The sequence below is a fragment of the Mesorhizobium sp. 1B3 genome, from assembly GCF_050958605.1.
Taxonomy (GTDB): Bacteria; Pseudomonadota; Alphaproteobacteria; order Rhizobiales; family Rhizobiaceae.
The window spans coordinates 108489-132075 of record NZ_JBJHDO010000015.1 but is presented as its reverse complement, the minus strand read 5'-3'; the positions used below and the strand labels follow the sequence as shown (position 1 = coordinate 132075).

General features: G+C 63.3%; 21 protein-coding genes, 1 tRNA gene, 1 pseudogene and 1 riboswitch. Of the genes and pseudogenes, 6 read left to right on the top strand and 17 right to left on the bottom strand.

The window, feature by feature from the left end; translation table 11 throughout:
• Positions 1–50 precede the first annotated feature (50 nt).
• The 3 genes from rpsA to aroA all read right to left on the bottom strand — a co-directional run bounded on the left by rpsA (position 51) and on the right by aroA (position 3958).
• Positions 51–1748: a 30S ribosomal protein S1 gene (rpsA, locus tag ACCO56_RS29225; RefSeq protein ID WP_433644460.1), complete on the bottom strand. Its 1698-nt coding sequence runs from the start codon at positions 1746–1748 to the stop codon at positions 51–53.
• A gap of 204 nt (positions 1749–1952) precedes the next feature.
• Complete coding sequence (gene cmk / locus ACCO56_RS29220) at positions 1953–2603, bottom strand: (d)CMP kinase (protein WP_433644459.1); 651 nt, start codon at positions 2601–2603, stop codon at positions 1953–1955.
• Positions 2600–3958, bottom strand: a complete 1359-nt coding sequence (gene aroA, locus ACCO56_RS29215) for a 3-phosphoshikimate 1-carboxyvinyltransferase (RefSeq protein WP_433644458.1) — start codon at positions 3956–3958, stop codon at positions 2600–2602. Before aroA ends, cmk begins: the two co-directional genes overlap by 4 nt.
• A gap of 214 nt (positions 3959–4172) precedes the next feature.
• On the opposite strand from aroA, the gene ACCO56_RS29210 reads away from it, so the two are divergent.
• Positions 4173–4553 carry a TIGR02300 family protein gene (locus ACCO56_RS29210; RefSeq protein ID WP_433644457.1) on the top strand — a complete coding sequence of 127 codons (381 nt, stop codon included), beginning with the start codon at positions 4173–4175 and terminating at the stop codon, positions 4551–4553.
• 176 nt (positions 4554–4729) lie between these two features.
• Positions 4730–4805, top strand: a tRNA-Ala gene (locus tag ACCO56_RS29205).
• A gap of 2 nt (positions 4806–4807) precedes the next feature.
• On the opposite strand, the gene ACCO56_RS29200 is transcribed toward ACCO56_RS29205, so the two are convergent.
• Together ACCO56_RS29200 and ACCO56_RS29195 are read right to left on the bottom strand one after the other, a co-directional pair.
• Positions 4808–5155 (bottom strand): hypothetical protein, encoded by a 348-nt coding sequence (locus ACCO56_RS29200; protein ID WP_433644456.1) that lies wholly within the window; start codon positions 5153–5155, stop codon positions 4808–4810.
• 212 nt (positions 5156–5367) lie between these two features.
• A complete protein-coding gene (locus ACCO56_RS29195; RefSeq protein ID WP_433644455.1) occupies positions 5368–6399 on the bottom strand; it encodes a helix-turn-helix transcriptional regulator in 1032 nt (343 codons plus the stop codon).
• Positions 6400–6757: 358 nt separating this feature from the next.
• Between ACCO56_RS29195 and ACCO56_RS29190 the strand changes: the two genes are divergently transcribed.
• A complete protein-coding gene (locus tag ACCO56_RS29190; RefSeq protein WP_433644454.1) occupies positions 6758–7360 on the top strand; it encodes a hypothetical protein in 603 nt (200 codons plus the stop codon).
• Between the two features lie 50 nt (positions 7361–7410).
• Here ACCO56_RS29190 and ACCO56_RS29185 read toward each other — a convergent pair.
• From ACCO56_RS29185 to ACCO56_RS29155, 7 genes and pseudogenes are all read right to left on the bottom strand, one after another.
• Positions 7411–7785: pseudogene (locus tag ACCO56_RS29185) on the bottom strand (LysE family translocator); the annotation flags it as partial.
• A gap of 47 nt (positions 7786–7832) precedes the next feature.
• Positions 7833–8267 (bottom strand): hypothetical protein, encoded by a 435-nt coding sequence (locus ACCO56_RS29180; protein ID WP_433644453.1) that lies wholly within the window; start codon positions 8265–8267, stop codon positions 7833–7835.
• A 631-nt stretch (positions 8268–8898) separates the two neighbouring features.
• Entirely contained in the window at positions 8899–9921 is a 1023-nt protein-coding gene (locus ACCO56_RS29175; protein WP_433644452.1) for a FecCD family ABC transporter permease, read from the bottom strand.
• Positions 9922–9927: 6 nt separating this feature from the next.
• Positions 9928–10899, bottom strand: coding sequence for an ABC transporter substrate-binding protein (locus ACCO56_RS29170; RefSeq protein WP_433644451.1), 972 nt, complete (start codon positions 10897–10899; stop codon positions 9928–9930).
• Positions 10899–11687, bottom strand: a complete 789-nt coding sequence (locus tag ACCO56_RS29165) for an ABC transporter ATP-binding protein (protein WP_433644449.1) — start codon at positions 11685–11687, stop codon at positions 10899–10901. Before ACCO56_RS29165 ends, ACCO56_RS29170 begins: the two co-directional genes overlap by 1 nt.
• Complete coding sequence (locus ACCO56_RS29160) at positions 11684–14026, bottom strand: TonB-dependent receptor (protein WP_433644448.1); 2343 nt, start codon at positions 14024–14026, stop codon at positions 11684–11686. Before ACCO56_RS29160 ends, ACCO56_RS29165 begins: the two co-directional genes overlap by 4 nt.
• Positions 14018–14220, bottom strand: a riboswitch (cobalamin riboswitch). Its footprint overlaps the gene before it by 9 nt.
• Positions 14221–14325: 105 nt before the next feature.
• Positions 14326–14625 carry a hypothetical protein gene (locus tag ACCO56_RS29155; RefSeq protein ID WP_433644447.1) on the bottom strand — a complete coding sequence of 100 codons (300 nt, stop codon included), beginning with the start codon at positions 14623–14625 and terminating at the stop codon, positions 14326–14328.
• Between the two features lie 346 nt (positions 14626–14971).
• Between ACCO56_RS29155 and ACCO56_RS29150 the strand changes: the two genes are divergently transcribed.
• The 3 genes from ACCO56_RS29150 (at position 14972) to ACCO56_RS29140 (ending at position 18619) form a co-directional block, all read left to right on the top strand.
• On the top strand, positions 14972–15568 hold the full coding sequence (locus ACCO56_RS29150; protein ID WP_433644446.1) for a cupin domain-containing protein: 597 nt from the start codon (positions 14972–14974) through the stop codon (positions 15566–15568).
• Between the two features lie 135 nt (positions 15569–15703).
• A complete protein-coding gene (gene gabT / locus ACCO56_RS29145; RefSeq protein ID WP_433644444.1) occupies positions 15704–17005 on the top strand; it encodes a 4-aminobutyrate--2-oxoglutarate transaminase in 1302 nt (433 codons plus the stop codon).
• A 174-nt stretch (positions 17006–17179) separates the two neighbouring features.
• Positions 17180–18619 carry an NAD-dependent succinate-semialdehyde dehydrogenase gene (locus ACCO56_RS29140; RefSeq protein ID WP_433644443.1) on the top strand — a complete coding sequence of 480 codons (1440 nt, stop codon included), beginning with the start codon at positions 17180–17182 and terminating at the stop codon, positions 18617–18619.
• 206 nt (positions 18620–18825) lie between these two features.
• Here the strand turns inward: ACCO56_RS29140 and ACCO56_RS29135 are convergent, their stop codons facing one another.
• From ACCO56_RS29135 to ACCO56_RS29115, 5 genes are read right to left on the bottom strand one after another with little or no spacing between them, the layout of a single operon-like run.
• Positions 18826–19698: an SMP-30/gluconolactonase/LRE family protein gene (locus ACCO56_RS29135; RefSeq protein WP_433644442.1), complete on the bottom strand. Its 873-nt coding sequence runs from the start codon at positions 19696–19698 to the stop codon at positions 18826–18828.
• A 20-nt stretch (positions 19699–19718) separates the two neighbouring features.
• Positions 19719–20990, bottom strand: a complete 1272-nt coding sequence (locus ACCO56_RS29130) for an MFS transporter (protein ID WP_433644441.1) — start codon at positions 20988–20990, stop codon at positions 19719–19721.
• Complete coding sequence (locus ACCO56_RS29125; RefSeq protein ID WP_433644440.1) at positions 20987–22030, bottom strand: alcohol dehydrogenase catalytic domain-containing protein; 1044 nt, start codon at positions 22028–22030, stop codon at positions 20987–20989. The genes ACCO56_RS29130 and ACCO56_RS29125 overlap by 4 nt, the downstream gene beginning before the upstream one ends.
• Positions 22030–22443, bottom strand: coding sequence for a Zn-ribbon domain-containing OB-fold protein (locus tag ACCO56_RS29120; RefSeq protein ID WP_433644439.1), 414 nt, complete (start codon positions 22441–22443; stop codon positions 22030–22032). The genes ACCO56_RS29125 and ACCO56_RS29120 overlap by 1 nt, the downstream gene beginning before the upstream one ends.
• Complete coding sequence (locus ACCO56_RS29115) at positions 22440–23576, bottom strand: thiolase family protein (RefSeq protein WP_433644438.1); 1137 nt, start codon at positions 23574–23576, stop codon at positions 22440–22442. The genes ACCO56_RS29120 and ACCO56_RS29115 overlap by 4 nt, the downstream gene beginning before the upstream one ends.
• Positions 23577–23587: the final 11 nt, after the last annotated feature.

Here is a 23587-nt window from a genome sequence, read left to right as displayed (position 1 = left end):
CGCCGGATCGCTCCGGCGGGGCTTCTTGAGACGTCGCTTTACGCGATTTGTCAATTTCCGCGGTTCTTCAGCGCGGCGCCCAGAATGTCGCCGAGCGAAGCGCCGGAGTCGGTCGAGCCGTACTGGGCGACCGCTTCCTTCTCCTCGGCGATTTCCAGCGCCTTGATCGAGACCTGAACCTTGCGGGTCTTCTTGTCGTAGGCGATGACGCGCGCATCGACCTTCTGGCCGACGGTGAAGCGCTCGGGGCGCTGTTCGTCACGGTCGCGCGACAGGTCGGACCGCTTGATGAAGGAATCCAGCCCGCTCTCGACGAGACGAACCTCGATGCCGCCATCCTTGATGCCGGTCACTTCGCAGGTGACGACGGCATTCTTGCGCAGCTCGCCCGAAGCCGCGGCGTCGCCGCCGCCGCCCCGCTGCAGCTGCTTGATGCCGAGCGAGATGCGCTCCTTGTCGATGTCGACGTCGAGAACCTGCGCCTGCACGACCTGACCGCGCTGATACTCCTCGATGACCTGCTCGCCCGGACGGGTCCAGTCGAGGTCGGAGAGGTGCACCATGCCGTCCACGTCGCCGTCGAGACCGATGAACAGGCCGAATTCGGTCTTGTTCTTGACCTCGCCCTCGACGATCGAGCCCGACGGATGGTTGCGGGCGAAGGCTTCCCACGGATTCTCGAGGGTTTGCTTGAGGCCGAGCGAGATGCGGCGCTTGGCCGGATCGACCTCGAGCACCACCACGTCGACTTCCTGCGAGGTCGAGAGGATCTTGCCCGGATGCACGTTCTTCTTCGTCCACGACATTTCCGAGACGTGGATGAGGCCCTCGATGCCCGGCTCCAGCTCCACGAAGGCGCCGTAGTCGGTGATGTTGGTGACCGTGCCGCGGATCTTCTTGCCGATCGGGAACTTGGTGCCGATGTCGTTCCAGGGATCGCTCTCGAGCTGCTTCATGCCGAGCGAGATGCGGTGGGTTTCCTGGTTGATGCGGATGATCTGCACCTTGACCGTCTGACCGATGTTGAGGATCTCGGTCGGATGGTTGACGCGGCGCCATGCCATGTCGGTGACATGCAGCAGGCCGTCGATGCCGCCGAGGTCGACGAACGCACCGTAGTCGGTGATGTTCTTGACCACGCCCTCGACCACCTGGCCTTCCTCGAGGTTCTGCACGATCTCCGAGCGCTGCTCGGCGCGGCTCTCCTCGAGCACGGTGCGGCGCGACACGACGATGTTGCCGCGGCGGCGATCCATCTTGAGGATCTCGAAAGGCTGCGGATTGTGCATGAGCGGGGTGACGTCGCGGATCGGACGGATATCGACCTGGCTGCGCGGCAGGAAGGCCACGGCGCCGTCGAGGTCGACGGTGAAGCCGCCCTTGACCTGGTTGAAGATGACGCCTTCGACGCGCTCGCCCTTGTTGAACTTCTCCTCGAGGCGGACCCAGCTCTCTTCACGGCGGGCCTTCTCGCGGGACAGCATGGCCTCGCCAAGCGCGTTCTCGATGCGCTCGACATAGACCTCGACGACGTCGCCGACCTTCATCTGGCCGTCCTTGGCCTTGGCACCGAATTCCTTCAGCGGAACGCGGCCTTCGACCTTCAGGCCGACGTCGATGATGGCCATGTCCTTCTCGATCGCGGTGATCGTGCCGCGCACGACCTGACCTTCGCCGGAATGACCATCGGAAAAGGATTCTTCCAAAAGCGCGGCGAAATCGTCGCGCGTGGGATTGGCTTGTGACATTGATGCTCCTGACAGAGCCCCTGCTCGTCGGCGGGGCTGGCGCCGGGGTTGGTGTTGCGTTGGCCTGCCGGCGTTCCGGGCTCCTGGAGCCCTGGTGCCGCTGTCCGAGCGGCGGTTCGGCGCATGAGAATGCTGGCAGGCTGGTTCGAACCCGATATGGGTATTCCCGCTCTTCCACTCAATTGGAAAAACGGAAAGCCCGACTCAGGCTTCGTTTCGCTTGGCGAGAACCTCGTCGATGATCGCTTTCGCCGCCAGAAACGCGGCTTCTATATCCATTTCCGACGTATCGAGCAAGTGCGCGTCGGGCGCGGGCTTGAGCGGGGAATCGGTACGGCCCATGTCGCGCGCGTCGCGGCGTTCGATGTCGGCGAGGATCTGGTCGTAGTCGGCCGTCCCGTGGCGGGCCTCGATCTCCGCAAGCCGGCGGCGGGCGCGAACGCCGGCGCTCGCCGTGACGTAGAGCTTCACGTCCGCGTCAGGGCAAACGACCGTGCCGATGTCGCGGCCGTCGAGCACGGCACCCGGCGGCGTCCTGGCGAATTCGCGCTGCTTCTCGACCAGCGTACGGCGCACCGCTGGGATGACGGCCACCTGCGAAGCAGCCTCGCCCACGGCATGGGCCGACAGAACCTCGCGGTCGAGCCGCGAGAGGTCGATGGCCCTGGCCGCCGCGACGGCTCGTTCCTCGTCGTCGAGCGGCAAGCCCTTCTTCAGCATGTCGTGCGCGACGGCGCGATAGGTGAGACCGGTGTCGAGCAGATGCAGCCGGTAATGATCCGCCACGCGACGGCCGAGCGTGCCCTTGCCCGCTCCGGCGGGCCCGTCGATGGCAATGGTGAAGGGACCGCTCACGCGACGGCCTCGGCCGTCTCGATCTCGGCGCCGAGATCGCGCATCAGTCCCATGAATTCCGGAAAGCTGGTGGCGATCATGGCCTGGTCGTCGACCGTGACCGGCCTTTCCGTGGCGAGCCCGAGCACCAGAAAGGCCATGGCGATGCGATGATCGAGATGGGTTTCGACGGTCCCGCCGCCGAGCATTTTGCCGCTCGGGCGGCCGCGTACCGCGAGAGAGGCCTCGCCTTCGGCGCAATCGACGCCATTGGCCTTGAGGCCGGCGGCGACGGCCGCGAGCCGGTCGGATTCCTTGACCCGAAGCTCCTCCAGCCCTTCCATGATGGTTTCGCCTTCGGCGAAGGCAGCGGCGACGGCGAGCACCGGATATTCGTCGATCATCGAGGGCGCACGCTCGGGTGGCACATTGACACCCTTCAGATCGGAGGAGCGCACGCGCAAGTCGGCGACGTCTTCGCCGCCGGCGCTGCGCTGGTTCATGAGCTCGATGGATGCGCCCATTTCCTGCAGCGTCAGGATAAGGCCCGTGCGCGTGGGGTTCATGAGCACGTTTTCGATGACGATGTCCGAACCCGGCACGATGATCGCCGCCACCAGCGGGAAGCCGGCGGAGGACGGATCGCCGGGGACAGCGATCGTCTGGCCGGTCAGCCGGCCCTGGCCTTCGATGCGGATGTGGCGCACGCCGTCCTTGTCGGTCTCGGTCTCAATGCTGGCGCCGAAGCCCTTCAGCATCTTCTCCGTATGATCGCGCGTCATCACCGGTTCGACGACGGTGGTGACGCCGGGCGTGTTGAGGCCGGCGAGCAGCACGGCCGATTTCACCTGGGCCGACGGCATCGGGACGCGATAGGTGATGGGAGCGGCTACGCCGGGTCCACGCAGGGTGAGCGGCATGCGGTCGCCGGGGGCAGCCTTCACCACCTGGGTGCCCATCAGCCGCAGCGGATCCAGCACACGTGCCATCGGGCGCTTCGACAGCGAGGCGTCGCCGATGAAAGTGGTCTCCATGTCGTAGGTGCCGACCAGACCCATGGTCAGGCGCGAGCCGGTGCCGGCATTGCCGAAATCGAACGGGGCCTCTGGCTGGAGCAGCGCGCCATTGCCGGTTCCCTGGATGATCCAGGTATCGCCGACCTTTTCGATATGCGCGCCCATCGCTTTCATGGCCTCGCCGGTGCGCAATACGTCCTCGCCTTCGAGGAGACCGGTGATGCGGGTTTCTCCGGCCGCCAGACCGCCGAACATGAAGGAGCGGTGCGAGATGGACTTGTCGCCGGGTACGCGCGCCCGACCCTTCAGAGCGGGCGATTTACGGGCGGTCGCCGGCTGTTGTGGGGCGTAGTCGGACATGGCGTGGTTCCCTGATTCCTGTCGGGGGCAGCGGATATCGGCGCCGCTCGTCCCGTCGCGACGGTCTCCTATCATGGCTTTTTCGGGCGGTCATCCCCTCACGGAAACCGCTTCGGACAAGCTGTTCGGCGCTTGTTTCGAGGCAGGCTCATAAAGTTTTGACAGGGCCGCAAACTGCCGCTAAGGGGACCGAAACCGTTCGACGAGGCTTCCAGTGGCGAAACCAGAGCTTGGCACAAAGCGCATCGACCCGGAAACGGGCCGCAAATTCTACGATCTGAACAAGGATCCGATCGTATCGCCCTATACGGGCAAGAGCTATCCGCGCTCCTATTTCGAATCCGGCAACGACACCTCCATCGAGGACGAGGATGACACCGAGCAGAAGGAGCTCGGCGATGAGGAGTCCGTGGAGGTGGTGTCGCTCGAGGACGCCGACGACGAAGCAAAGGGCGGCGACGATCTTCCTGATCTCGATGACGACGACGATGTCGATCTCGGCGACGACGATGACACCTTCCTCGAGGACGAGGAAGAGGGTGACGACGACGTTTCCGGCATCATCGGCATCGGCGAGGACGAGGACGAAATCTAAACCCTGGCGGCGCCTTCCGCGCCGTCATCGGCTGCCCGAAAAATTCGACTGAAAAAGCCGCATTTGTGGGCTTGATCTTAGCGCGAGGCGGGGTTAGAAGCCGCCTCGACATTGGCCGGCACGAAAGTCCGGTCGACCTCTTCGCCGGGGAACCGGCGCCGGCCAAGGCCGGGTGTGGGGCCATAGCTCAGTTGGGAGAGCGCTTGAATGGCATTCAAGAGGTCAGGGGTTCGACTCCCCTTGGCTCCACCAAATCATTCCGGCTTGCAATGGCCCCGCCGGGCATCCTCTCCCCTCAGTTTCGGATGAAAGTCCCAGTGGCGGGCGGGCCGAACCTGCCTCGATAGGAAGGCGTTTGCCTTGTTTCCGCCGGCCATCGTCATCTTGATCGTATAGGTGGCGTTGCCGAAGGTCAGCGTCTTGCCCGCAATCTTCGTCTTGCCGACGAATTGCTGGCCCTTGAATCGGTAGGCGACCACCCTGTCATCCTGGACCTGGATCTGGCCCGGCGCATTGCCGCCCCACTTGCCGCTCCAGGTGCCGTCGAACTCGCCGGCGGCCGCGAAGGACGAACACAACATCATAGACGCAAAGACTACCATCGGGCGCATCATCTGAGACCGCCACCTTTCAGTTTGGATGTAGTTCATCTAGTCTGGAAAGTTATTCGCGGCAGCTGGGTCTTTGCATTACCCATTTAGGGTATGCCGAGAAGGAATTATCTAAATTCTATCCTAGATTTTCTTTGCGAACCGCCCAGCTATGCGAACGAGGTCGGATTGCCGACTTGCCCCTGTTTTGACAAAGATCTTTTTTAATTGAGTACGAACAGTATCGGCAGATTTCCCGAAACGATCAGCGAGCTCTCGAACAGTCTGGCCCGATACGATGCCGGCAAGAACATGGTCTCCGACGGCGTGAGGCTGAAGGCGGCTGCGAAGGTCTCGGCGTTTGCTAGATGGGAGGCCTTGGCTATGGGGTCTATCAAAACGAGCACTGTCGGACCTTCAAAGTACGAAGCGGTGGGGTCCTTGCCAACGCGGACGAAAGTAATCCTGGCGGATCGTCTGGTCTGTGTCGTGATGGTGCTGTACGTGTCGGGTGACGCGGCCACGAGGTTGGTCATGGCCTGCAGGGCCTCGTCCACTGCGGGGGCGTGCGACCGCAATCGACCGGTCGTGGAAATGCTGAGGCCGATGCCGCTTTCGATCATGTCCTCTGCCGCGGGCGTCATGGCCTTTACGTGTCCGTGGGCGCCAACGAGCACAAGGCCGACATCGAGGATCGAAAAGGCGGGCCCGACCCTTTCCGCTAGCGCGCGATCGGCGGATCCACGACGATAATAGTCGAATGCCCGCTTCAGATGGGGTGCGAGCCGTGTTAGCCGATTGGCCTCCGTCAGGTTGGCGTCCGGGTCGCTTCTCTTGGTGGCTGTGCTAAGCATGAAGGAAACGCCGGCGTTTCGGATGATTGTGATGCCGATTGCGGTCTCCGAGCGGGTCCTGCGGTAGAAATCATTGTAGAATTCTGTTCGAACGAAGTCTTCCCGTGCAAGCATCTGCTCGCTTACAACGCCAATGCCGACCGGCCTGACCATGGCCTTTGGCATCCATGGATTGATCTTCGAGAAATGGTGCTCATAGTCGCGCAATATGTCCTGCGCGATGCGCGAGGACAGGGAAAAAGAGCCACTCCCACGATTGGCATCGTGGTAGAAAAGCGTGCTTTGGCCCTCGGGAAGGGTTCGTTTCACCTGGTCGAGAAAATTCTGCCAGTGCGTTTCGCCAATCAGGGAGGAGTATATGAGATCGATTAATAAATCGTCCGATGGAGGAAGTGTTGCCATCTCATTTTCTGCTAACAGGCCGGTTAAAATAAAATACTATGTAGAATTGTCATGGCCAAGTGGGAGGGCGTCTTCTACCGCCGCTTGTGGCTAAGTCTTTGGGAGGAAATCCCGCCCGCGCGTGGCATCTTTCGGCAGGCCGCTTGATCGCCTGAAGCCACTTCCAACCCCTGACTGCCGGGTGCGCTCACAGCGACGGCGTTACGATCATCGCCGCAAGGCCAGTCGTGATCGACCCGGCGGGAGATCTTCCCGCCGCCTCTCTCATTCCCGCCGTAAGAGTTGCGGTCCATACGAAAGCTGTACTCGACAACGGTTGCACGCTCTGGTTTCATTCGTTCTGGGTGGGGAGGGTTAGATGATCAGAGCTATCGTTATTGCCGTGATGTTGGCGTTCGGCCTCGCGTCGTCCAACGCCAATGAGGAGGGCGCTGTTGACCAATCGGTCGCCTTCTGGAAGTCCGTAGGTCACTGGACGGTATGGGTCGATCGGACCGTTGAGAACGGGTGCTTCATCGCCACGGCATTTGAGGATTCCACGGTATTGCGTCTTGGCTTTGTGGGGATCGATCGGAATCTCTTCGCCTATATCGGGGTCGGTAACGAGCAATGGAAATCGCTGGAAGAGGGCAAGGACTATGAGCTTGTCATCCAGATGGATGGGCGTAACCCCTGGCGGGCCGAAGCGAGCGTCATGAAAATCGGAGGGAAGGTTCCGTTTCTGGTCGCCGAGGCGAGCGAAGCGGAGTTCTTCAAGGAGTTCATGCGCAAGCATTCCCTGACGATCAGCTACAAGGGAACCGTCGTTGTCACCCTCGATCTGAAGGGCTCAGCCGCGGCCATGCGGGAGTTGCTGACATGCCAGGAAACCTTCGAAGCCGAGGCCAAGAGGGTGCCGGATGCGCCCAAGAAGGATCCGTTCGAAGGTGTGTCCTCGCAGAAAGATCCATTCGCTCTTTGAAGCGAAACGCCGGGGCTTTGGTCTTTAGCGGTTCCATTCCGTCGGAGCGCTCACGGCGGCCGCGCTACGATCATCACCGCCAGACCGATCATGATCGACCCGCAGACCATGGGCATCGTTCGGCCTGGGGCGCCGGCATGCCGCATGCGGCGGGAGGCGAGGGACGCGAGACCGACCGCCGCGAGATCTGCAGCCGACAAGGCCAGATTGACGACCGTGCCGAGGATGAAGAATTGCAGGTCGACAGGCAGCGGCGCCGAAGAGTCCACGAACCGCGGCAGGAAGGTCAGGAAGAACAGAGCCGTCTTGGGGTTCAGCATCTCCACGACAAGGCTCTCTCGAAAGAAGGTCGGCGCGGTGCTGACGGAGGTCGGGCCTGCATCCGGGCCGGGCTTGCCAAGGAGCATCCTCGCGACGAGCCAGACGAGACAGGCTGCCCGGCCAGTTTGATGGCGGCGGAGCTGGAAATAAACTAGTCGGCGGCGACAGCGCCCTGCGCGGCAAGGGCCGACCTGGCTTCCGCGACGGTCTCATGGATACCTTCGAGGTGCGGCTCGTCCTCGCCCTCGCCGAGGCATAGGAACAGAGCATAACCGGCCACTTGCTCATCCAGCCGGATCGGGACGATCCAAGCCGGCACCGCCCACTCGGAGTGATCTGCCAGCTGTCGGCCTGTCGCTCTTCGCCACTCGGCAAGTTCAGCTTCCGTCGGATCGTCTCCTTCTTCGATCTCCTCGATCCGCTCGTCGCTCCATGGCAATTCGAGCCCGTCCAAATCGCCGTCGAACTCGTAGTCCTCAAGCACCGACCACGGGCAGTAAACCAGCCCGAGAGAGCCCTCCGTGCGAAACAGAAAAGACCATTGCTCCTCGTCCAGTCGGGTGGCTTGGAGACGCTGCGTTGCCAAATCTTCAAGTCTGCGGCGTTGTACGGGATCCATATGCTTGCGCGCTCACTTTCTTTTCGAACCCGTGGCTGTCGAATTCAGCGTCTATTCAAGCCACGGCAACCCTATATTGGCGATCTCCAGGTCAGGCACACGGTCGCAATACAGCAACTCGTCGCTGAACCTGCTGTGGGACTTGTAGGTGAACTCGACGGGAGTTGGGCCGAACCACCGGGCGGATGCTGGCGACGGTCACGAGGCCATCATGCAATGCGCCCCGCCGAGCAGTCCGGTTTCAGGTTTTCAAGTACTGCCCCGAGCCCCCCCTCTCCCCCTAATGGTTCAATAGCGTTACCTGTCTCCCAGGCCTGGAAAAGCAACGCAGGCATTTCCAGGTAGTGTCCACCCCATACTTGATCTCGGTTGTATGATGTGACCATATCTACCCTAGATAGTCAATAGCTGATCAGGACCATATTGGTTGCAATCGCGCTGGTGCTTGGCCTGCAGCCGGCCAGTGCCATGAAGAGCAAGCCGGGAGCCCCTCGGCCGCCACTGAAGCGTGTGGGTGGATCGGAGCGAACCTTGGCGGGCCGCGGCGAGTGTCCTGAAGGACCAGAAGATCCCGTTCCTGATCGCCGATCCTGTCCGATCAGCGGATCGAGCGCTTGCGCAAAAGAGCGAGGAAGAACAGACCTCCAAGCAGCCCCGTAACGACGCCGACGGGCAGCTCGTTGGGCGCCGTCACTGTTCGTGCGGCAAGGTCGGCCAGCACTAGGAAGATGGCGCCGAGGACGGCGCTGGCCGGCAGCACGAGGCGGTTGTCGCCACCGACCAGCAATCGGGCGATGTGCGGCATCATCAGGCCGACGAAACCGATTATTCCGGAAAAAGCGACCATCACGCCGGTCAGGAACGCGCTTGTGGTGAGCAACAGGATCCGCAGGGGGACCACCGGAACACCGAGCGTGCCCGCGGTCTCGTCTCCCATGGCGAGCGCATTGAGTTGGCGCGCGTTCGCGAGGAAGACTGTGCCGCCGATCAACACCGCGGCGGCGGGGAAGGCAAGGTTTCCCCATTGCGCGAAGCCGAAGCCGCCGAACATCCAGAACACCACGCTCGCCACGGCGCGCGGATCGGCGAGAACGAGCATGACATTGGTGCAGGCGGAGATCACGAAGGAGATCGCGATCCCGCCCAGAACCAGGGTCACCACGCCTCCTCGCCCGAACGCGGCCGCCGCAATCACGAGGCCGGTGGAGAGAAGCGCGCCGACGAAGGCGAAGAGCGGCACCGTGGCCTGCCCGAAGATGTTGCCGGTCACCAGTATAGCGAGGTTGGCGCCGAACGCCGCGCCGGCCGAGACGCCCAGGAGATGCGGGTCGGCGAGCGGGTTCCGGATGGCGCCCTGCATCACCGCGCCCGCCATGGCCAGCCCTGCCCCGACCAGCATGGCCAGCAGCGCTCGAGGGAAACGAAGGTTCCAGACGATATTCTCACGTCCCTCGGTCCAGAAGGGTTCGACAAGGCCCGGGACTATCCTGTTGGTGGCGATCGACCAGACGGTCGAAAAGGGAATGGGCGCAGTGCCGAAGCTCACCGACAGCGTGATGGCCGCAACGACGGCGATGAGGGCCGCGGCGACCGCGATGGCGGTCTTTTCTCGGAGCCTCATGACCGATCAATTCCCGTGGAGGAACCCTGCCAGACGCTCGACGGCCGAGACGTTGCGGGGCCCGGGCGTCAGGTCGTCGTAACCGAGCACCAGGAAGCGATCCTGACGGATCGCCTCGACAGCGGCGAAGGCCGGATTGGACTTGAGGAAGGCGATCTTCTGTTCCGCGGTCACGTTGCCGTAGTCGACGACCACGATCGCGGAGGGATTGCGATCGACGACGGTCTCCCATTCGGCACGGATCCAGCTCGATTCCACGTCGGCGAGGATGTTGGCTCCTCCCGCCGCGTCGATGATCGCCTGGGGCATGGAGTAGCCCCCGGCGCTCACCGCGACCTTTTCGCCGGAATCGTAGATGAAGACGGTCGGCCTCGTGGAGACGCCTGCCAGCCTTTGCGTCACGGCGGCGAGACGGGCCTCGTAGCTGTGGATGAGTGCTGCGGCTCGGTCGGCAACGTCAAAGATCGCCGCCAGATTGGCGACATCGCGATAGAGATACTCGAAGGAGGGCTGTTTCGCCCGCCCCAGCCGGATGCAGCTCTCCGAGAGTTCGTAGACGGGGATCCCGAACGCTGCCAGTGCCTCGGGCGTGATGTCGCCGCCGACCCGCATGCCGTAGCTCCAGCCCGCGAAGTAGAAATCGATGTCGTTATCCAGGAAGGCTTCGAGCGTGGGATAGCCGCCTTGCAGTTCGGCAAGGCCAGCGGCCCCAGGAAAAAGCTCGGTCGATTGCTTGCGAATGCGTTCACCCTGGCCGAAGAAACCTGCCATGCGATCCTCCAGCCCGAGAGCGAGCATGATTTCCGTCAGGTTCGAACCGTAACTCGCGGCGCGACGGGGCGGCGTCTTGATCGTGACCTCGCGTCCGCAGCTCTCGACAGTGACGGCGAAGGCCGGTTGGCCGGCAAGGGCAGCAAGAACGAGGGCAAGCAGCGGAATCGGATGGATGATCGACAAACCGGAAGCTGGAAAACCCATTATCCTCTCCCCGGGAGATGGAAGGAAAAGCGCGGCCTGCCATCGTGCGGGTGGCGGTCCACGGTCGTTTCGACCTCGAAGGCTCGCCGAACCAGTTCCGGCGTCAGAACCATGTCGGGGGGACCGAAACCGAGCATCTTGCCGCCTTGCAACACCAGAACCCCGTCGGCGATCGCCGCGGCAAGATTCAGGTCGTGCATGGTGGCGATGACGGTCGCGTCGAGCCGCCGCAGATCCCGCAGGATTTCGAGCTGGTGGCGGATATCGAGATGGTTGGTCGGCTCGTCCAGGATGATCAGCCCGGGCTCCTGGACGATGGCGCGCGCCAGCATGACGCGCTGCTTCTCGCCGCCCGAAAGGAAGGCGAAAGCCCGATCGGCCAAGGCCGTGAGCTCGAAACGGTCGAGCGCCTCCTCGACCTTCAGGCGGTCGGGCGCCTTCCAGGAAAACGGGCCGGCCTGATGCGGCGTTCGTCCCGTCTCCACCACCTCGCGGACCGTGAAAGGGAAATCCGTCGGCGTCTCCTGGAGAACGACGGCGACCTTCCTCGCCACTGCCCGGGCCCCGACGCTCCAAATGTCCCGCCCGTCGAGAAGGATAGTGCCTGCGATCGGCCTGTGATGGCGGTAAAGACAGCGCAGCAGCGTGGATTTGCCGGCCCCGTTTGGGCCGACGATCGCCGTCACCGTGCCGGCGGGAATATCGAAGCCCACATTCTCGATGATCGGCCGGCCGGCGGAGGGGCCCCAGGAGATACCCTCCGCGGTGATGGCGGCTGGCCCGCTCAAAAGGCCAGCCTCAGCGTAAGCGAGGCCGAACGGGGGGCGCCGAGCAGCCATTGCGTCGCATTGCCTGATGTGGCGTAGACCTCGTCGAACAGGTTCTCGACCGTGAGATCGAGCGTCGTCTTCGGGTTGGGCCGCCACTGGAGTCCGGCATTCACCACCGCATAGGCAGGCCTGGTGCTCGTATTGGAGTCGTTGGCGTAGGTCTTACCGACATAATGGACGCCGCCCAGAGCGGTCCAATCCTCGGCAAAATCCCAGGACGCGTAGAGATTGGCCAGGCGTCGGGGAACATTGGGCGGGGTCTTCCCCGAGAAGTCGCCGCCGGCCTGGATGTAGTTGTCATATTCGGCCTGGAGGATCGTGCCGTTGGCGTCGATGCGCCATCCGGCGCCGAGATCCAGGCCGATCGCCGCTTCGATGCCCCGGGAGGATTGCCGGCCGATCTGACGGGTGATCGAAGGATTGTCGGGATCGCGGGCGAGCACGTTCGTCTTGACGATGCGGTAGGCTGAAAGCGTCGCTTCGGCGCGGCCGTCGAGAAAGGCGTATTTAACCCCGACCTCATATTGCTCGCCCTCGGGGAGCGCATAGTCCTTCTGGGCCTCGGACAGGGACAGAAGATTGCCGATCGGCTCGGCCGCCCTCGAATATTGAGCGTAAAGCGCCATGTCCGGCAGCGGGTTGTAGACAGCGCCGATCCGCCAATTCAGCGAATCGTAAGTGCGCTCGAAGCCTGCTCCGGTCTGGGGGTCGGTGCGGGTCACCTGAGGGCTGTCGTAACGCAGCCCGCCGACGAGCGACCATCGATCGGTCATGGCCAGCCTGTTGTCGGCGAACAGTGAGTACTGCCACACGGTGCTGCGATTGCTCGTGACGAACTTGTCGGGCCCAATGAAGTGGCCGGGGTCGAAATCGAGAGCCGTCACCGTCGACTGGCCGGGATAGGGCGAATTGTTGGTGTTGGCGAAGCTGATCCGGTTGACGTCGAAGCCTACCAGCGTGCTGTTGTCCATGCCGGCGATGGTGCTGTCGAAGGAAGCGTCGGTGCGGTTGCCGTACTGCTCGTAATCGTGACGGATAGCGATGTAGCTGCTGCGCAACACGTCGTCGGTCGCCGACCTGTGGCGATAGGTTTCCACGTTCCGCCATTGGCGATCGCTCGACACCCGATAGGTCGTACTACGGAGGGTGAAGTTCTCGGTCGGGGTCCACTCTGCCCTGACTTGGGTGAAGTTGTCCTGGAACCGATTCAGCGCATCGGCGACGTTGTAGTTTTGCTTGCGCAGGCGTTCGTCCAGCCTTCCATCGACCAGCGGCGTGCCGAAATATCCCACCGGCTCCGCGTAGCCGTAGTCGTGAGAGAAGGTGAGATTGAAATCGTCGCTCACCTGCCAGAGCGCGCTGCCCGCGAAAGCAAGGCTGGAAGCGTCGCCTCGTTCCAGCCATCCTTCCGTATCTCTCGCGCTGATGTCAAAGCTGTAGGCGAGACTGTCGTTGATCGGGCCAGCGCTGCCGAGGGCAAGGCCTCTCCTGCCATCGGTGCCGACCGTGGCCATGATCTCGTTGCGTCGCCCCTCGGTCAGCGGCTTCTTGGGGATGACGTTCACCGCCCCGCCGATTGCGCCTTCGCCATAGAGAACGGAGGCCGGCCCGTGCAGGATTTCGATGCGGTCGACGGTCCAGGTGTCGAAGGGAAAAGTGATGGTGCCAGAGCCGGGATAGATGCGGGTGCCGTCGTAAAGCCGGGCGACGGCTCCCAGCCCGGTGAAGCCGCGCATGCCGAGCGATGTGCCGCCATTGCCGGGCGCGCCGAGGAAAGTGATCCCGGTGCCGTTGCGCGCGATGGCCTCGTTGACATTGGTCTGGACGCGGTCGCGGATCGTTTCGCCGTCGATGATCTCGACGCTGGCCGGCGTTTCCAAAGGCGTCAGTTCGAGGCGGCTGCCGGCCTGCGACCGCGTCTCGAGGTTGGGTCCCGGCCCTGGCCGATCGCCCTTGCCGGTGACCTTGATTGCGTCCAGTTCGAGTTCTGTCGTCCGAGCGGCGGGCCGCGGCGGGTCGTCGCTCCGTGCGTCCAGCGCATGTGCGCCGGCCGTTGCCAGCGCGGCCATGACGAAAGTACTCCCGAATAGCAGGGATGGCCGGTTTTGCGGAGGAGTCGGATCGAAATTCGGAACGGACGGGTGCGGCGTGCGCTCGGCACGGATTTTGAAGAACAAGGCGGAATGCTCCAGCGGTACGTTGCACGTCACCGCGATCAGCACCGCCTTTGCCGCCTCGAGAGCAGCCAGGGATCGGCTCCACCAGGACACCCCGCCCGGCGTGGTCGCGCATGACAACGGCCGACGGCAGGTCTCCTGACTCGCGGATCATCGCTTCCCGTCGCCTTCCCGGGACCGCGGGCCCAGTGGCATGTGGACGGAAAACTAACCGCTTACAGTTGCGGGGGCAGTCACGGCATTGGGCGCTGGGGGCGTCCGCACCGTGTTCCCTTTTGATTCCCTTGCGGGAAACCGTCGTGCTCTTGTTAGTGGGCACGCTGTGGTTGCGTCAAGCCGAGAGATTCTTTGATCGTGAAGTTCTGGCGAGAATGAGCCGGAGAAGCGGGTCGCGGATTAGCGCCGCGCGGCCGCGGTCCCTACACCTTGCTGCTGGAAACAGCCATCAGGCCGAAAGTCAGGAACACCACGGGCAGCGAAATCCAGTCGAGCAGCATATGCAGCCTGATCCAGGATTGCGGGCTGTCGAGCCAGGCTCCGAACGCCGCGGCACCGTTGCTCATCGGATCGGGCCCCAGCATTTGCAGCGCGTCGACGACAGAGAACGACAGCCATATGCCGGCCCTGACCGACCAGAAGCACTGCAATCCGAGCAGGCTTGCGCCGATCAGCATGAAGGTCAATCCGGAAAGTATTCCCTTCTCTGCGCTCGCTGGCATATTTCCATCCCCTCTTCTTCCATAGTCAGGCTACTTTGGTGATCCGTCAACAAAAAAGAATAGCTCTAGAACATATGATCTAGGCGATCGCTACGGATTTTACTCAACCAAGAATAGATCGTGTCCTTAACTTACTCATGGAGGGCCGATGATTTGCGGCGTCACCGCTGGGGCGGCGGCCTGCCAGTCTCGCAATTCTCCCGCGGTGAGCCTCGACCCGGGCGCAAGGGAGCAAAGGCGGCCGAGCTCTCGGATGGCTGAAAAATCAGCCGCATCCGTCTGTGTTGTGTCCCCGCCTTCGGCTCAATAGTATGTCCTGGCAAACAGATTAAGCAGGAGATTCTGGGTGACGGGCGAGCGGGAAGGCGTGTTCGATGTCGGCGCGAGATTGCGCGCCATACGCGTGGCCGCCGGGCTCTCGCAGCGCCAGGTCGCCCAGCGAGCGGGCGTGCCGCATGCGCAGATCTCCGTGGTCGAGCAGAACAAGTCCAGCCCCTCGGTTGCGACCTTGCGCAGGATTCTCGGTGGTCTCAACATCAGCATGGCCGATTTCTTCGAGGAGGACCGCGCCACTCCGGAAGGGCCATTCTTCGGTTTCGACGAGCTGCTCGATCTCACCTCGAAGCTTTCGGCGACAACAAGTGCTGAACCGCGCGGGAGGCTGACGTTCCGTCAAGTCGGCGATGCGCGACGCCACAATCTCCAGATACTGCACGAAGTCTACGAACCGCAGGCCGACACCGGCGAGACCTTGCTGCAGCATTTCTCATCCGAGGGCGGCATTGTGATCGCGGGGGAGCTCGAAGTCACCGTGGGAGAAGAGGTGCGCGTGCTGAAGCCGGGCGATTCCTATCTTTTCGACAGCCGGGTGCCGCACCGTTTCCGCAATCTCTCGGACAAGCGGACAATCGTGATCTCCGCCTGCACGCCGCCCTACCTCTAAACACATGTCGCCCAAAAACCGTTCACGCACTTCGTTCCCACCCATCTTTGATCCAGATCCGGATGAAATTCCGAGCAGGCCTTTGCTCAAAATTATGAGCATGCTATAGACCTCCGCGCCAAAAGGAGGGCTCCAATGACCACGAATGCCGAATTGCGTGAACGCCAGGGCAAGGCCGTTGCCGGAGGCGTGGCAACACGCGCGCTGTTTGCCGAACGCGCCGAGAATGCTGAATTGTGGGACGTGGAGGGGCGCCGCTTCATCGATTTCGCTGCGGGCATCGCCGTTGTCAACACCGGCCACCGCCATCCCAAGGTGATGAAGGCGGTGGCGGACCAGGCGGCACGCTTCACGCATACATGCTTCCATGTCGCGCCCTATGAAAACTACGTGGCGCTGGCCGAACGGTTGAACCGGATCGTGCCGACGGGCGCGGAGAACCGCACCATGCTGGTCACCACCGGTGCCGAGGCGGTGGAGAACGCGGTCAAGATCGCGCGGGCCCACACCAGGCGCTCCGGCATCATCGCTTTCAGCGGGGGCTTCCATGGGCGGACCCTGATGGGCATGGCGCTGACCGGCAAGGTGGCGCCATACAAGAAGAATTTCGGTCCGTTTCCGGCCGAGGTCTTCCATGCCTCTTTCCCGAATCCCTTCCTCGGCATCACGGTCGAGGATGCCATTGCCGACCTCGAGCGTCTCTTCGCCGGCGACGTCGATCCCGAGCGCATCGCCGCTTTCATCGTCGAGCCGGTCCAGGGTGAGGGCGGCTTCAACGTCGCGCCCGCCGAATTCCTGGTGAGGCTGCGCGAGATCGCGGACAAGCACGGCATCCTGTTCATCGCCGACGAGGTCCAGGCAGGCATGGGGCGGACCGGCAAGATGTTCGCGATGGAGCATGCCGGCGTGAAGCCCGATCTCGTGACACTCGCCAAGGGTCTCGCCGGCGGCTTTCCGCTCTCGGCGGTCGTCGGCAAGGCCGAGATCATGAACGCCGCCCATCCCGGCGGTCTCGGCGGCACCTATGCCGGCAATCCGCTTGCTGTCGCCGCTGCCAACGCCGTGCTTGACGTGATCGAGGAGGAGGGGCTGTGCGCCCGTGCCGCCGCGATCGGCGAGCGGATCACCGCTCGGCTCAATGACCTTGCAGCGCGGCAGGGCATGGAGCGCATCGGCGACGTGCGTGGCCTCGGCGCCATGGTCGCGTTCGAACTGGTCGAGGACCGGCATACGAAAGCTGCCGCGCCGGCGCTCACCAACGCCATTGTCGCCGAAGCGGAAAAGCGGGGTCTGATCCTGTTGTCTTGCGGCACCCGCGCCAATGTCGTCCGCATTCTCGTGCCGCTGACCATTTCGGATGCGACGCTGGACGAGGGGCTCGACACGCTGGAAGCGACGATCGAGAGCGTCTTCTCGTCGGTCGCCGTGGCGGCCTGAAGGGTACGAGTGAATGGTCGATGGTGAAATGGTGAATGGAATTTCGGCATTGCCGCGACTATCTCGTTTACCAATCGCCGGACAAGTCGTGAAGGATCGACAATCGATGGTAAGGGGGATGCCGCGCCCCAAGAGCCATTCACCATTCACCCGCTTCGCTATTCACCACAAGGAATGAGAATGTATCCCGATACGCTTCTGCACATCGACGGCGCCTGGCGCCCCGCCGCTTCCGGTCGCACCATCGCGGTGATCAACCCCGCGACGGAGGAAAGGATCGGCACCGTAGCCCATGCCGACAGGTCCGACCTCGACGCAGCGCTTGCGGCGGTGGCACGCGGTTTCACCGTATGGCGCAAGACGTCGGCCTATGAGCGTTCCGCCATCATGCGCAAGGCGGCCAGCCTGCTGCGTGAGCGCGCCGGCGAGATCGCGCGGCTGATGACGCTCGAGCAAGGCAAGCCGCTGGCCGAAGCCCGGGGCGAAACCATGGCCGCTGCCGACACCATCGAATGGTTCGCCGAAGAGGCGCGTCGCGCCTATGGCCGCATCGTGCCGTCGCGGGCCGTCGGCGTCACCCAGCTCGTGACGCGTGAACCCGTCGGGCCCGTCGCCGCCTTCACGCCGTGGAACTTCCCGATCAACCAGGTGGTGCGGAAGGTTTCGGCCGCGCTGGCGGCGGGCTGCTCGATCATCGTCAAGGCGCCCGAGGAAACGCCTGCCTCTCCGGCCGAGCTGATCCGTGCCTTTGTCGACGCCGGCATTCCCGCAGGCGTGGTCAATCTCGTCTACGGCGTGCCCGCCGAGATCTCGGAATACCTCATCCCGCATCCGGTCATCGCCAAGATCTCCTTCACCGGCTCGACGCCGGTCGGCAAGCATCTCGCGGGCCTCGCCGGCCAGCATATGAAGCGTGCCACGATGGAACTCGGCGGTCATGCGCCGGCGATCGTCTTCGACGACGCCGATGTTGATCGCGCCGTCGCCGTCCTGGCGGGATCGAAGTTCCGCAACGCCGGCCAGGTCTGCGTGTCGCCGACCCGGTTTCTCGTCCAGTCCGGCGTGCACGACCGTTTCGTCGAAGGTTTCGTCGCCGCGGCAAAGGCGGTCAAGGTGGGCGACGGCTTGGCGGAAGGCACCACCATGGGGCCGCTTGCCAACGAGCGTCGCATCCCGGCGATGGAAGCGCTGATCCAGGACGCGCTGCAGAAGGGCGCAAAACTCGCGACCGGCGGCAAGCGCATCGGCAACAAGGGTTACTTCTTCGAGCCCACGGTCTTGACGGACGTGCCGACCGAGGCACGCGCGATGAACGAGGAGCCCTTCGGTCCGCTCGCCCTGGTCTCCCGCTTTTCCGACGCCGACCAGGCCATCGCCGAAGCGAACCGCCTGCCTTTCGGGCTTGCGTCCTACGCCTTCACCGAGTCGGCGGCGACGGCCGACCGTCTGGCCGACGAGATCCAGGCCGGCATGCTGACCGTCAACCACAATGGCCTTGCGCTTCCCGAAGTGCCGTTCGGCGGCATCAAGGATTCTGGCCATGGTTCGGAAGGCGGCACCGAAGCGATGGAAGCCTATCTCAACACCAAGTTCGTGACGCGCCGCGGGCGCTGAACCCGGGCCTTCGGAGCATTCCTGGCGCTAACGTATTTCGTTGCGCTTGCCTCGTCTGACGAAGGAATGCTCCGACCCGGTGTCGTTCCGAAGTGACGAAGGGCCGTGGGCCATGCCTGCGGCCCTTCGTCGGTAAGCAGTCCCGCGGCCGTCGAGAGCCGCAAAGCAACGCCGTCCCCGCAGTCTTCCCGGCTCTTTACAGCGGATCAACCGGCGAAATCGATCTCCGGGATTCCTTTGACGCCTGGCCGCGCGGCGAAGACACGGCCCGCCAAAGGCTGGCTGGCAAGCTGCTCGGGCAAGAGATTGTAACGCATGGAAGTGATGTAGAGGGTCGAAAGGTCGTCGCCCCCGAACATGACGCTTGTCACGCGTTGGGTCGGAACCTTGATGCCGCCCATGCGCTTGCCGTCGGGATCGTAGCGGCCGATCGACCAGTCGCCCACCTCGGCGATCCAGAGGCAACCTTCGGCGTCGATCGTGCTTCCGTCCGGGTGCCGGTTCGCGGCGGCAAAGTCGATGTGGATTCGACGATTCTCCACCGTGCCGGTCTCAATGTCGTAGTCATAAGCGTAGACGTAACCCGGCCTCGATTCGTTATGATAAAGCGTCTTGTTGTCCGGGCTCCAGGCAAGTCCGTTCGACAGTTGGATGTCGCCGGCGACCTTCGTGACCGTCAGGTCGGGATCGACGCGGTACAGCCCGCCGATCGGGGCCGCGATCGTCTTGTCCATCGTTCCGGCGAAGAAACGCCCGCGCCGGTCGCACTTGCCGTCGTTGAAGCGTTCAATCCCGAAATCGATAGGGGCTGGCAGCTTGCGTTCCTCTCCCGTGTCGAGATCGACAAGGGAGAGTCCGGTGCGGGATGCGGCGATGATGCCCCCCGACTTGCGAGTGGCGATCGAGCCAGGCATGCCGGAAACGGAATGGCTGACTGTCTTTCCAGTCCTGATGTCATGCCGCCAGACTGTGCGCCCGGTAACATCGATCCAATAAAAGGCGCGCTCGCGCTGCGACCAGAGCGGCCCTTCCCCGAGATCGCAAACGCCGTCGAATACGGGTTCGGCGGTTATGTCCATATCGTTTCCTCCAACTGCGTTCAGGTGTGATTGCCGCTGCGCGGCCTGTCGGGGCAGGTGCTGTAGATGGCGAGCGCCAGGGTGAGCATCAGGGCCAAAGTGCTGAAGATGACCTGGTACACCTCGACCGGAAGCCCAACCGCACCCGGAGCCAGGACGCCTGCAATGATCCCCGTCAATGCCTGCATGCAGGCCGCGCCGCCGAGCACGGCGGTGTTGACCAGAGTGGCTCCCCGACCCATCAGTCGGTCGGGATAAAATCCCTTGCCGTGCACGATGATGACGATCGTGTAGCCGGATAGGAAACCGATGCCGGTCAGTTGTGCCGCTGCCACGGGAAGAGGCGCATGCGGGAAAAGGACGAGCGTGACAAGGATTAGAATGGTCAGTGCAGCGCCGCCCATGATGATCGCCTTGCGACTGTCGACGAGCCTCTCGAGAGAGCCGAGCAAGAGATTGCCAGCGATCATGGCCGTGCTGAAATAGAGAAGGATGTCGCCGCGCCGCACCGTATCGAGACCATGGACATCGTGCAGGTAGGGACCAATCCAGAGCCCGAGGAAGCAGCTCACCACCGAATAGGCGACGAAAGCCATGCAGAGCAGGCGCGGCACGCCAGGGGTCCCGAACACCTCGCGAACGCCCTTCAGCGCATCCCTTAGGCGCTCCGGGCTTCTCAGGTGATAGGGATGGCCTGGTGGCGCATCGCGGATGAAGAAATAGCTCAGCAAGCCCAGCAGGGCAGTTACGGCCGTCATGAGATAATAGCTGTTGCGCCAGCCTATGGCGTCGGACACGAGCGCCATCGGATATGTCGCCACGACATTGCCGATCTGGCTCAGCCCGATCACCGCGCCGACGACGGTGCCGAACTGTTCGGGCCGGAACCAGCGGGCGCAAGCGACGAGCGAGGCCATCCCGAGGGCGGCGACGCCGATCCCCATGAGCATGCGGCCCACGACGAGGCCCAGACCGCTGGTCGAGCTCGCAAAGATGAGCGACCCGGCGACGACCGTCAGCAGCATCATCGGGATGGTGCGCCGCGGGCCATGCACATCGATCAGCATACCGGCCGGGAGTTGCGTCAGGGCGGCCATCAGGAAGAGGCCCGCGCTCAGCATGCCGAGCAACTGGGCCGAGACGCCGATGTCGCGCATTATGTCCGGCGCAACGACGACATGGGCGTTGCGGTAGAACTGGCTCGACATCGTGATGACCATACCCATCACGCCGACACGGATCGCGACGGCGAGATGGGAAGAAGCCGCCGTCGTGCCGGGCGTCGTCGTCACAGGCCGGGCATCAGCAGGATGCGACCGGTCGAACGGCCGCTCTCGACCAGGCGGTGCGCTTCGGCCGCCTTCTCGAGCGGCATCCGATCCGTGATGATGGGCCGGACCTGTCCGAGCTCCACCATCCGAAGTGAATCCTTGAGCTGGGCGAGCGACGTGCTCTTGACGCTTCGGATGGAGATATCGCGCATGAATAGCTGGGCCGGGTTGAGCTGGACGAATTCGCCGGTGAGCTGGCCTACGAAGATCCATCGCCCTCCCATCGCAAGGCTCTTGCGGGTCGGCTGGAACAGCGAACTGCCGACATTGTCGATGACGACGTCGGCACCCTCGCCCCCGGTCAGCGCCTTGACGGCGCCGGAGAAATCCTCTCCCCGGTCGCAGATCACGACCTCATGCGCGCCGGCATCGCGGATCAGCTGCGCCTTGCTCTCGGTCGTCGTTAGGCCGATCGTGTAGGCTCCCGACGCGCGGGCGAGCTGCACCCCGTGGATGCCCAGTCCGCCGCCGGAGCCGGTGACAAGCACGTTGTCGCCGGGCTTGACGGCGGCGACGTCGCGCACGGCGTTGAGTTCGGTGCCGATGACGCAGGCGACCACAGACGCTTCGTCGAGCGGAATGCCTTCCGGGACGTGGGCGACATTGTCCTCCTCGACGCACACATACTCCGCATACCCGCCGTTCAGACCCCAGTCGCCGAGGAACTCCCGTTCGTCGCAGGACGTCTCTCGACCGGAACGGCAATAGTTGCAGTGGCCGCAGATATGGCGCCGTTGCACGGTGCAGACGCGATCGCCCGGCTTGAAGCCGCGCACCGCCGGTCCCACGGATTCAACGATGCCGGAGATCTCGTGGCCGGGGATCACCGGCATCTTGATGCCACGCTTGAGCACGCCGTTTCGCGTCACGACGTCGTGGAAGCAGACGCCGCACGCCTCGACCTTGATGCGCACGTCGTTCTCACGCAGTTCCGGCATGGGGACGTCGGTGAGGACGAGGGCTTCAGCCTCTCCCGGCGAGCTGACGACCATGGCGCGCATTACTTGTCCTCCTCGAACTTCACGAGCGTCAGGTCGGGCGTCGCTGGTTCGAAGGCAACGCGAACCCGCATACCGATTCTGATGTCCTCCTTCGCCACGCCTACGAGATTGCTGTAGAGGCGCGGACCTTCGTCGAGCTCGACCAGCACGACCGCATAGGGCATTTCCTCGTCGAAGCCCTTGAAGTACTGGCGATGGAAGACGCACCACGACCAGACGGTTCCCTTGCCACTGACCGACACCCATTCCACGTCTTCCCCGAGGCACTCGGAGCACCAGCGAGCGGGCGGATAACGATGCGTCCCGCACGAAACGCAGCGCTGGACGCGCAGCTTGCCGGCCTTGGCGCCGTCCCAATGCTCGCGGTTGCTGTCGTCGATCTTCGGAACCGGCTTGAGATAGGCGGCGTTCATGCTTCGCTCCCATAAATGACGGAGGAGGAGACAGGCGCGGCGCACATGTACTGGATCAGCTGTGCGTCCTTGACCTGGCGTTTTCCGGCTTCGCCGCGCAGCTGCCGCACCGCTTCGACATTCAGCGCCCAGCCCTGCATGTACGAATTGGAAAGATGGCCGCCATCGGTGTTGGAGGGATACTGGCCGCCCAGCTCGAGGCGGCCACCCTGCACGAAATCGCCGCTTTCGCCTGGCTTGCAGAAGCCGAAGCCTTCGAGCGAGAAGAGCACGGTCGGCGAGAAATTGTCGTAGATCATCAACGCATCGAGATCCTCGTGCTTGACGTCCGCCATCCGGTAGATGTCGCCGGCGATCTTCTGCATCGGCTCGTACCAGAAATCATTGGGCGGCAGGGACGACCCCTTGAGGCGGGTCGCCTGCGCGAAGCCGCGTATGTAGACCGGCGGCTTGGCGTAGTCGCGCGCGCGGTCGGCCGCGGTCAGGATGATCGCCACGCCGCCATCGTTGATCAGGCAGTAGTCGAGGATGTGCAACGGTTCGGCGATGAAGCGCGACCTTTGATGGTCCTCGACCGTGATCGGCGTCTGCATCACCGCGTCCGGGTTGAGCATCGCATGCTTGCGGAACGCGACCGAGACCGCCGCCAGCTGCTCGCTTCTCGTGCCATAGAGGTGTGCATGCCGCTGGAACATGATGGCGTGCGCCGCACCCGGCGACGTCATCCCGTAGGGGAACCATGGTCCTACGCCTCCCCCGCCATAGCTGTCGCCGTTGCCGCCATAGGTGGCTCCAGCCGAGCGGCCGTTGTTGCCATAGACGAGTGCGATCGTCGTCGCTTGGCCCGCCGCTATCAGCCCCGCCGCCGCCGCGATCGTCGCGCCGGACATGCGCCCTTGCCCGGGTGTCACCAGGGCGACCCTCGGATTGATACCAGTGATCTCCGCGAAACGCTGATAGTCCGGAATGCGGTTGACGATCAGACCATCGATATCCCCGATCTTCATACCGGAGTCGTCGAGCGCCGACTTGAGTGCCATGACGCCGAGATCATAGGAATCGTTGTCCGGGAGACGGCCGAACTTCGTCGTGCCGACCCCGACGACCGCGATCTTGTTGCGTAGATTTTGCATGCGTTCGTCTT

What these genes read in the sequence shown, in the direction of transcription:
- ACCO56_RS29140 (WP_433644443.1), top strand. Translation starts at nt 17,180, where the DNA reads ATGAGAATGTATCCCGATACGCTTCTGCACATCGACGGCGCCTGGCGC.
- ACCO56_RS29120 (WP_433644439.1), bottom strand. Translation starts at nt 22,443, where the DNA reads ATGAACGCCGCCTATCTCAAGCCGGTTCCGAAGATCGACGACAGCAAC.
- ACCO56_RS29170 (WP_433644451.1), bottom strand. Translation starts at nt 10,899, where the DNA reads ATGGGTTTTCCAGCTTCCGGTTTGTCGATCATCCATCCGATTCCGCTG.
- rpsA (WP_433644460.1), bottom strand. Translation starts at nt 1,748, where the DNA reads ATGTCACAAGCCAATCCCACGCGCGACGATTTCGCCGCGCTTTTGGAA.
- ACCO56_RS29200 (WP_433644456.1), bottom strand. Translation starts at nt 5,155, where the DNA reads ATGGTAGTCTTTGCGTCTATGATGTTGTGTTCGTCCTTCGCGGCCGCC.
- aroA (WP_433644458.1), bottom strand. Translation starts at nt 3,958, where the DNA reads ATGTCCGACTACGCCCCACAACAGCCGGCGACCGCCCGTAAATCGCCC.
- ACCO56_RS29135 (WP_433644442.1), bottom strand. Translation starts at nt 19,698, where the DNA reads ATGGACATAACCGCCGAACCCGTATTCGACGGCGTTTGCGATCTCGGG.
- gabT (WP_433644444.1), top strand. Translation starts at nt 15,704, where the DNA reads ATGACCACGAATGCCGAATTGCGTGAACGCCAGGGCAAGGCCGTTGCC.
- ACCO56_RS29175 (WP_433644452.1), bottom strand. Translation starts at nt 9,921, where the DNA reads ATGAGGCTCCGAGAAAAGACCGCCATCGCGGTCGCCGCGGCCCTCATC.
- ACCO56_RS29125 (WP_433644440.1), bottom strand. Translation starts at nt 22,030, where the DNA reads ATGCGCGCCATGGTCGTCAGCTCGCCGGGAGAGGCTGAAGCCCTCGTC.
- ACCO56_RS29195 (WP_433644455.1), bottom strand. Translation starts at nt 6,399, where the DNA reads ATGGCAACACTTCCTCCATCGGACGATTTATTAATCGATCTCATATAC.
- ACCO56_RS29115 (WP_433644438.1), bottom strand. Translation starts at nt 23,576, where the DNA reads ATGCAAAATCTACGCAACAAGATCGCGGTCGTCGGGGTCGGCACGACG.
- ACCO56_RS29155 (WP_433644447.1), bottom strand. Translation starts at nt 14,625, where the DNA reads ATGCCAGCGAGCGCAGAGAAGGGAATACTTTCCGGATTGACCTTCATG.
- ACCO56_RS29190 (WP_433644454.1), top strand. Translation starts at nt 6,758, where the DNA reads ATGATCAGAGCTATCGTTATTGCCGTGATGTTGGCGTTCGGCCTCGCG.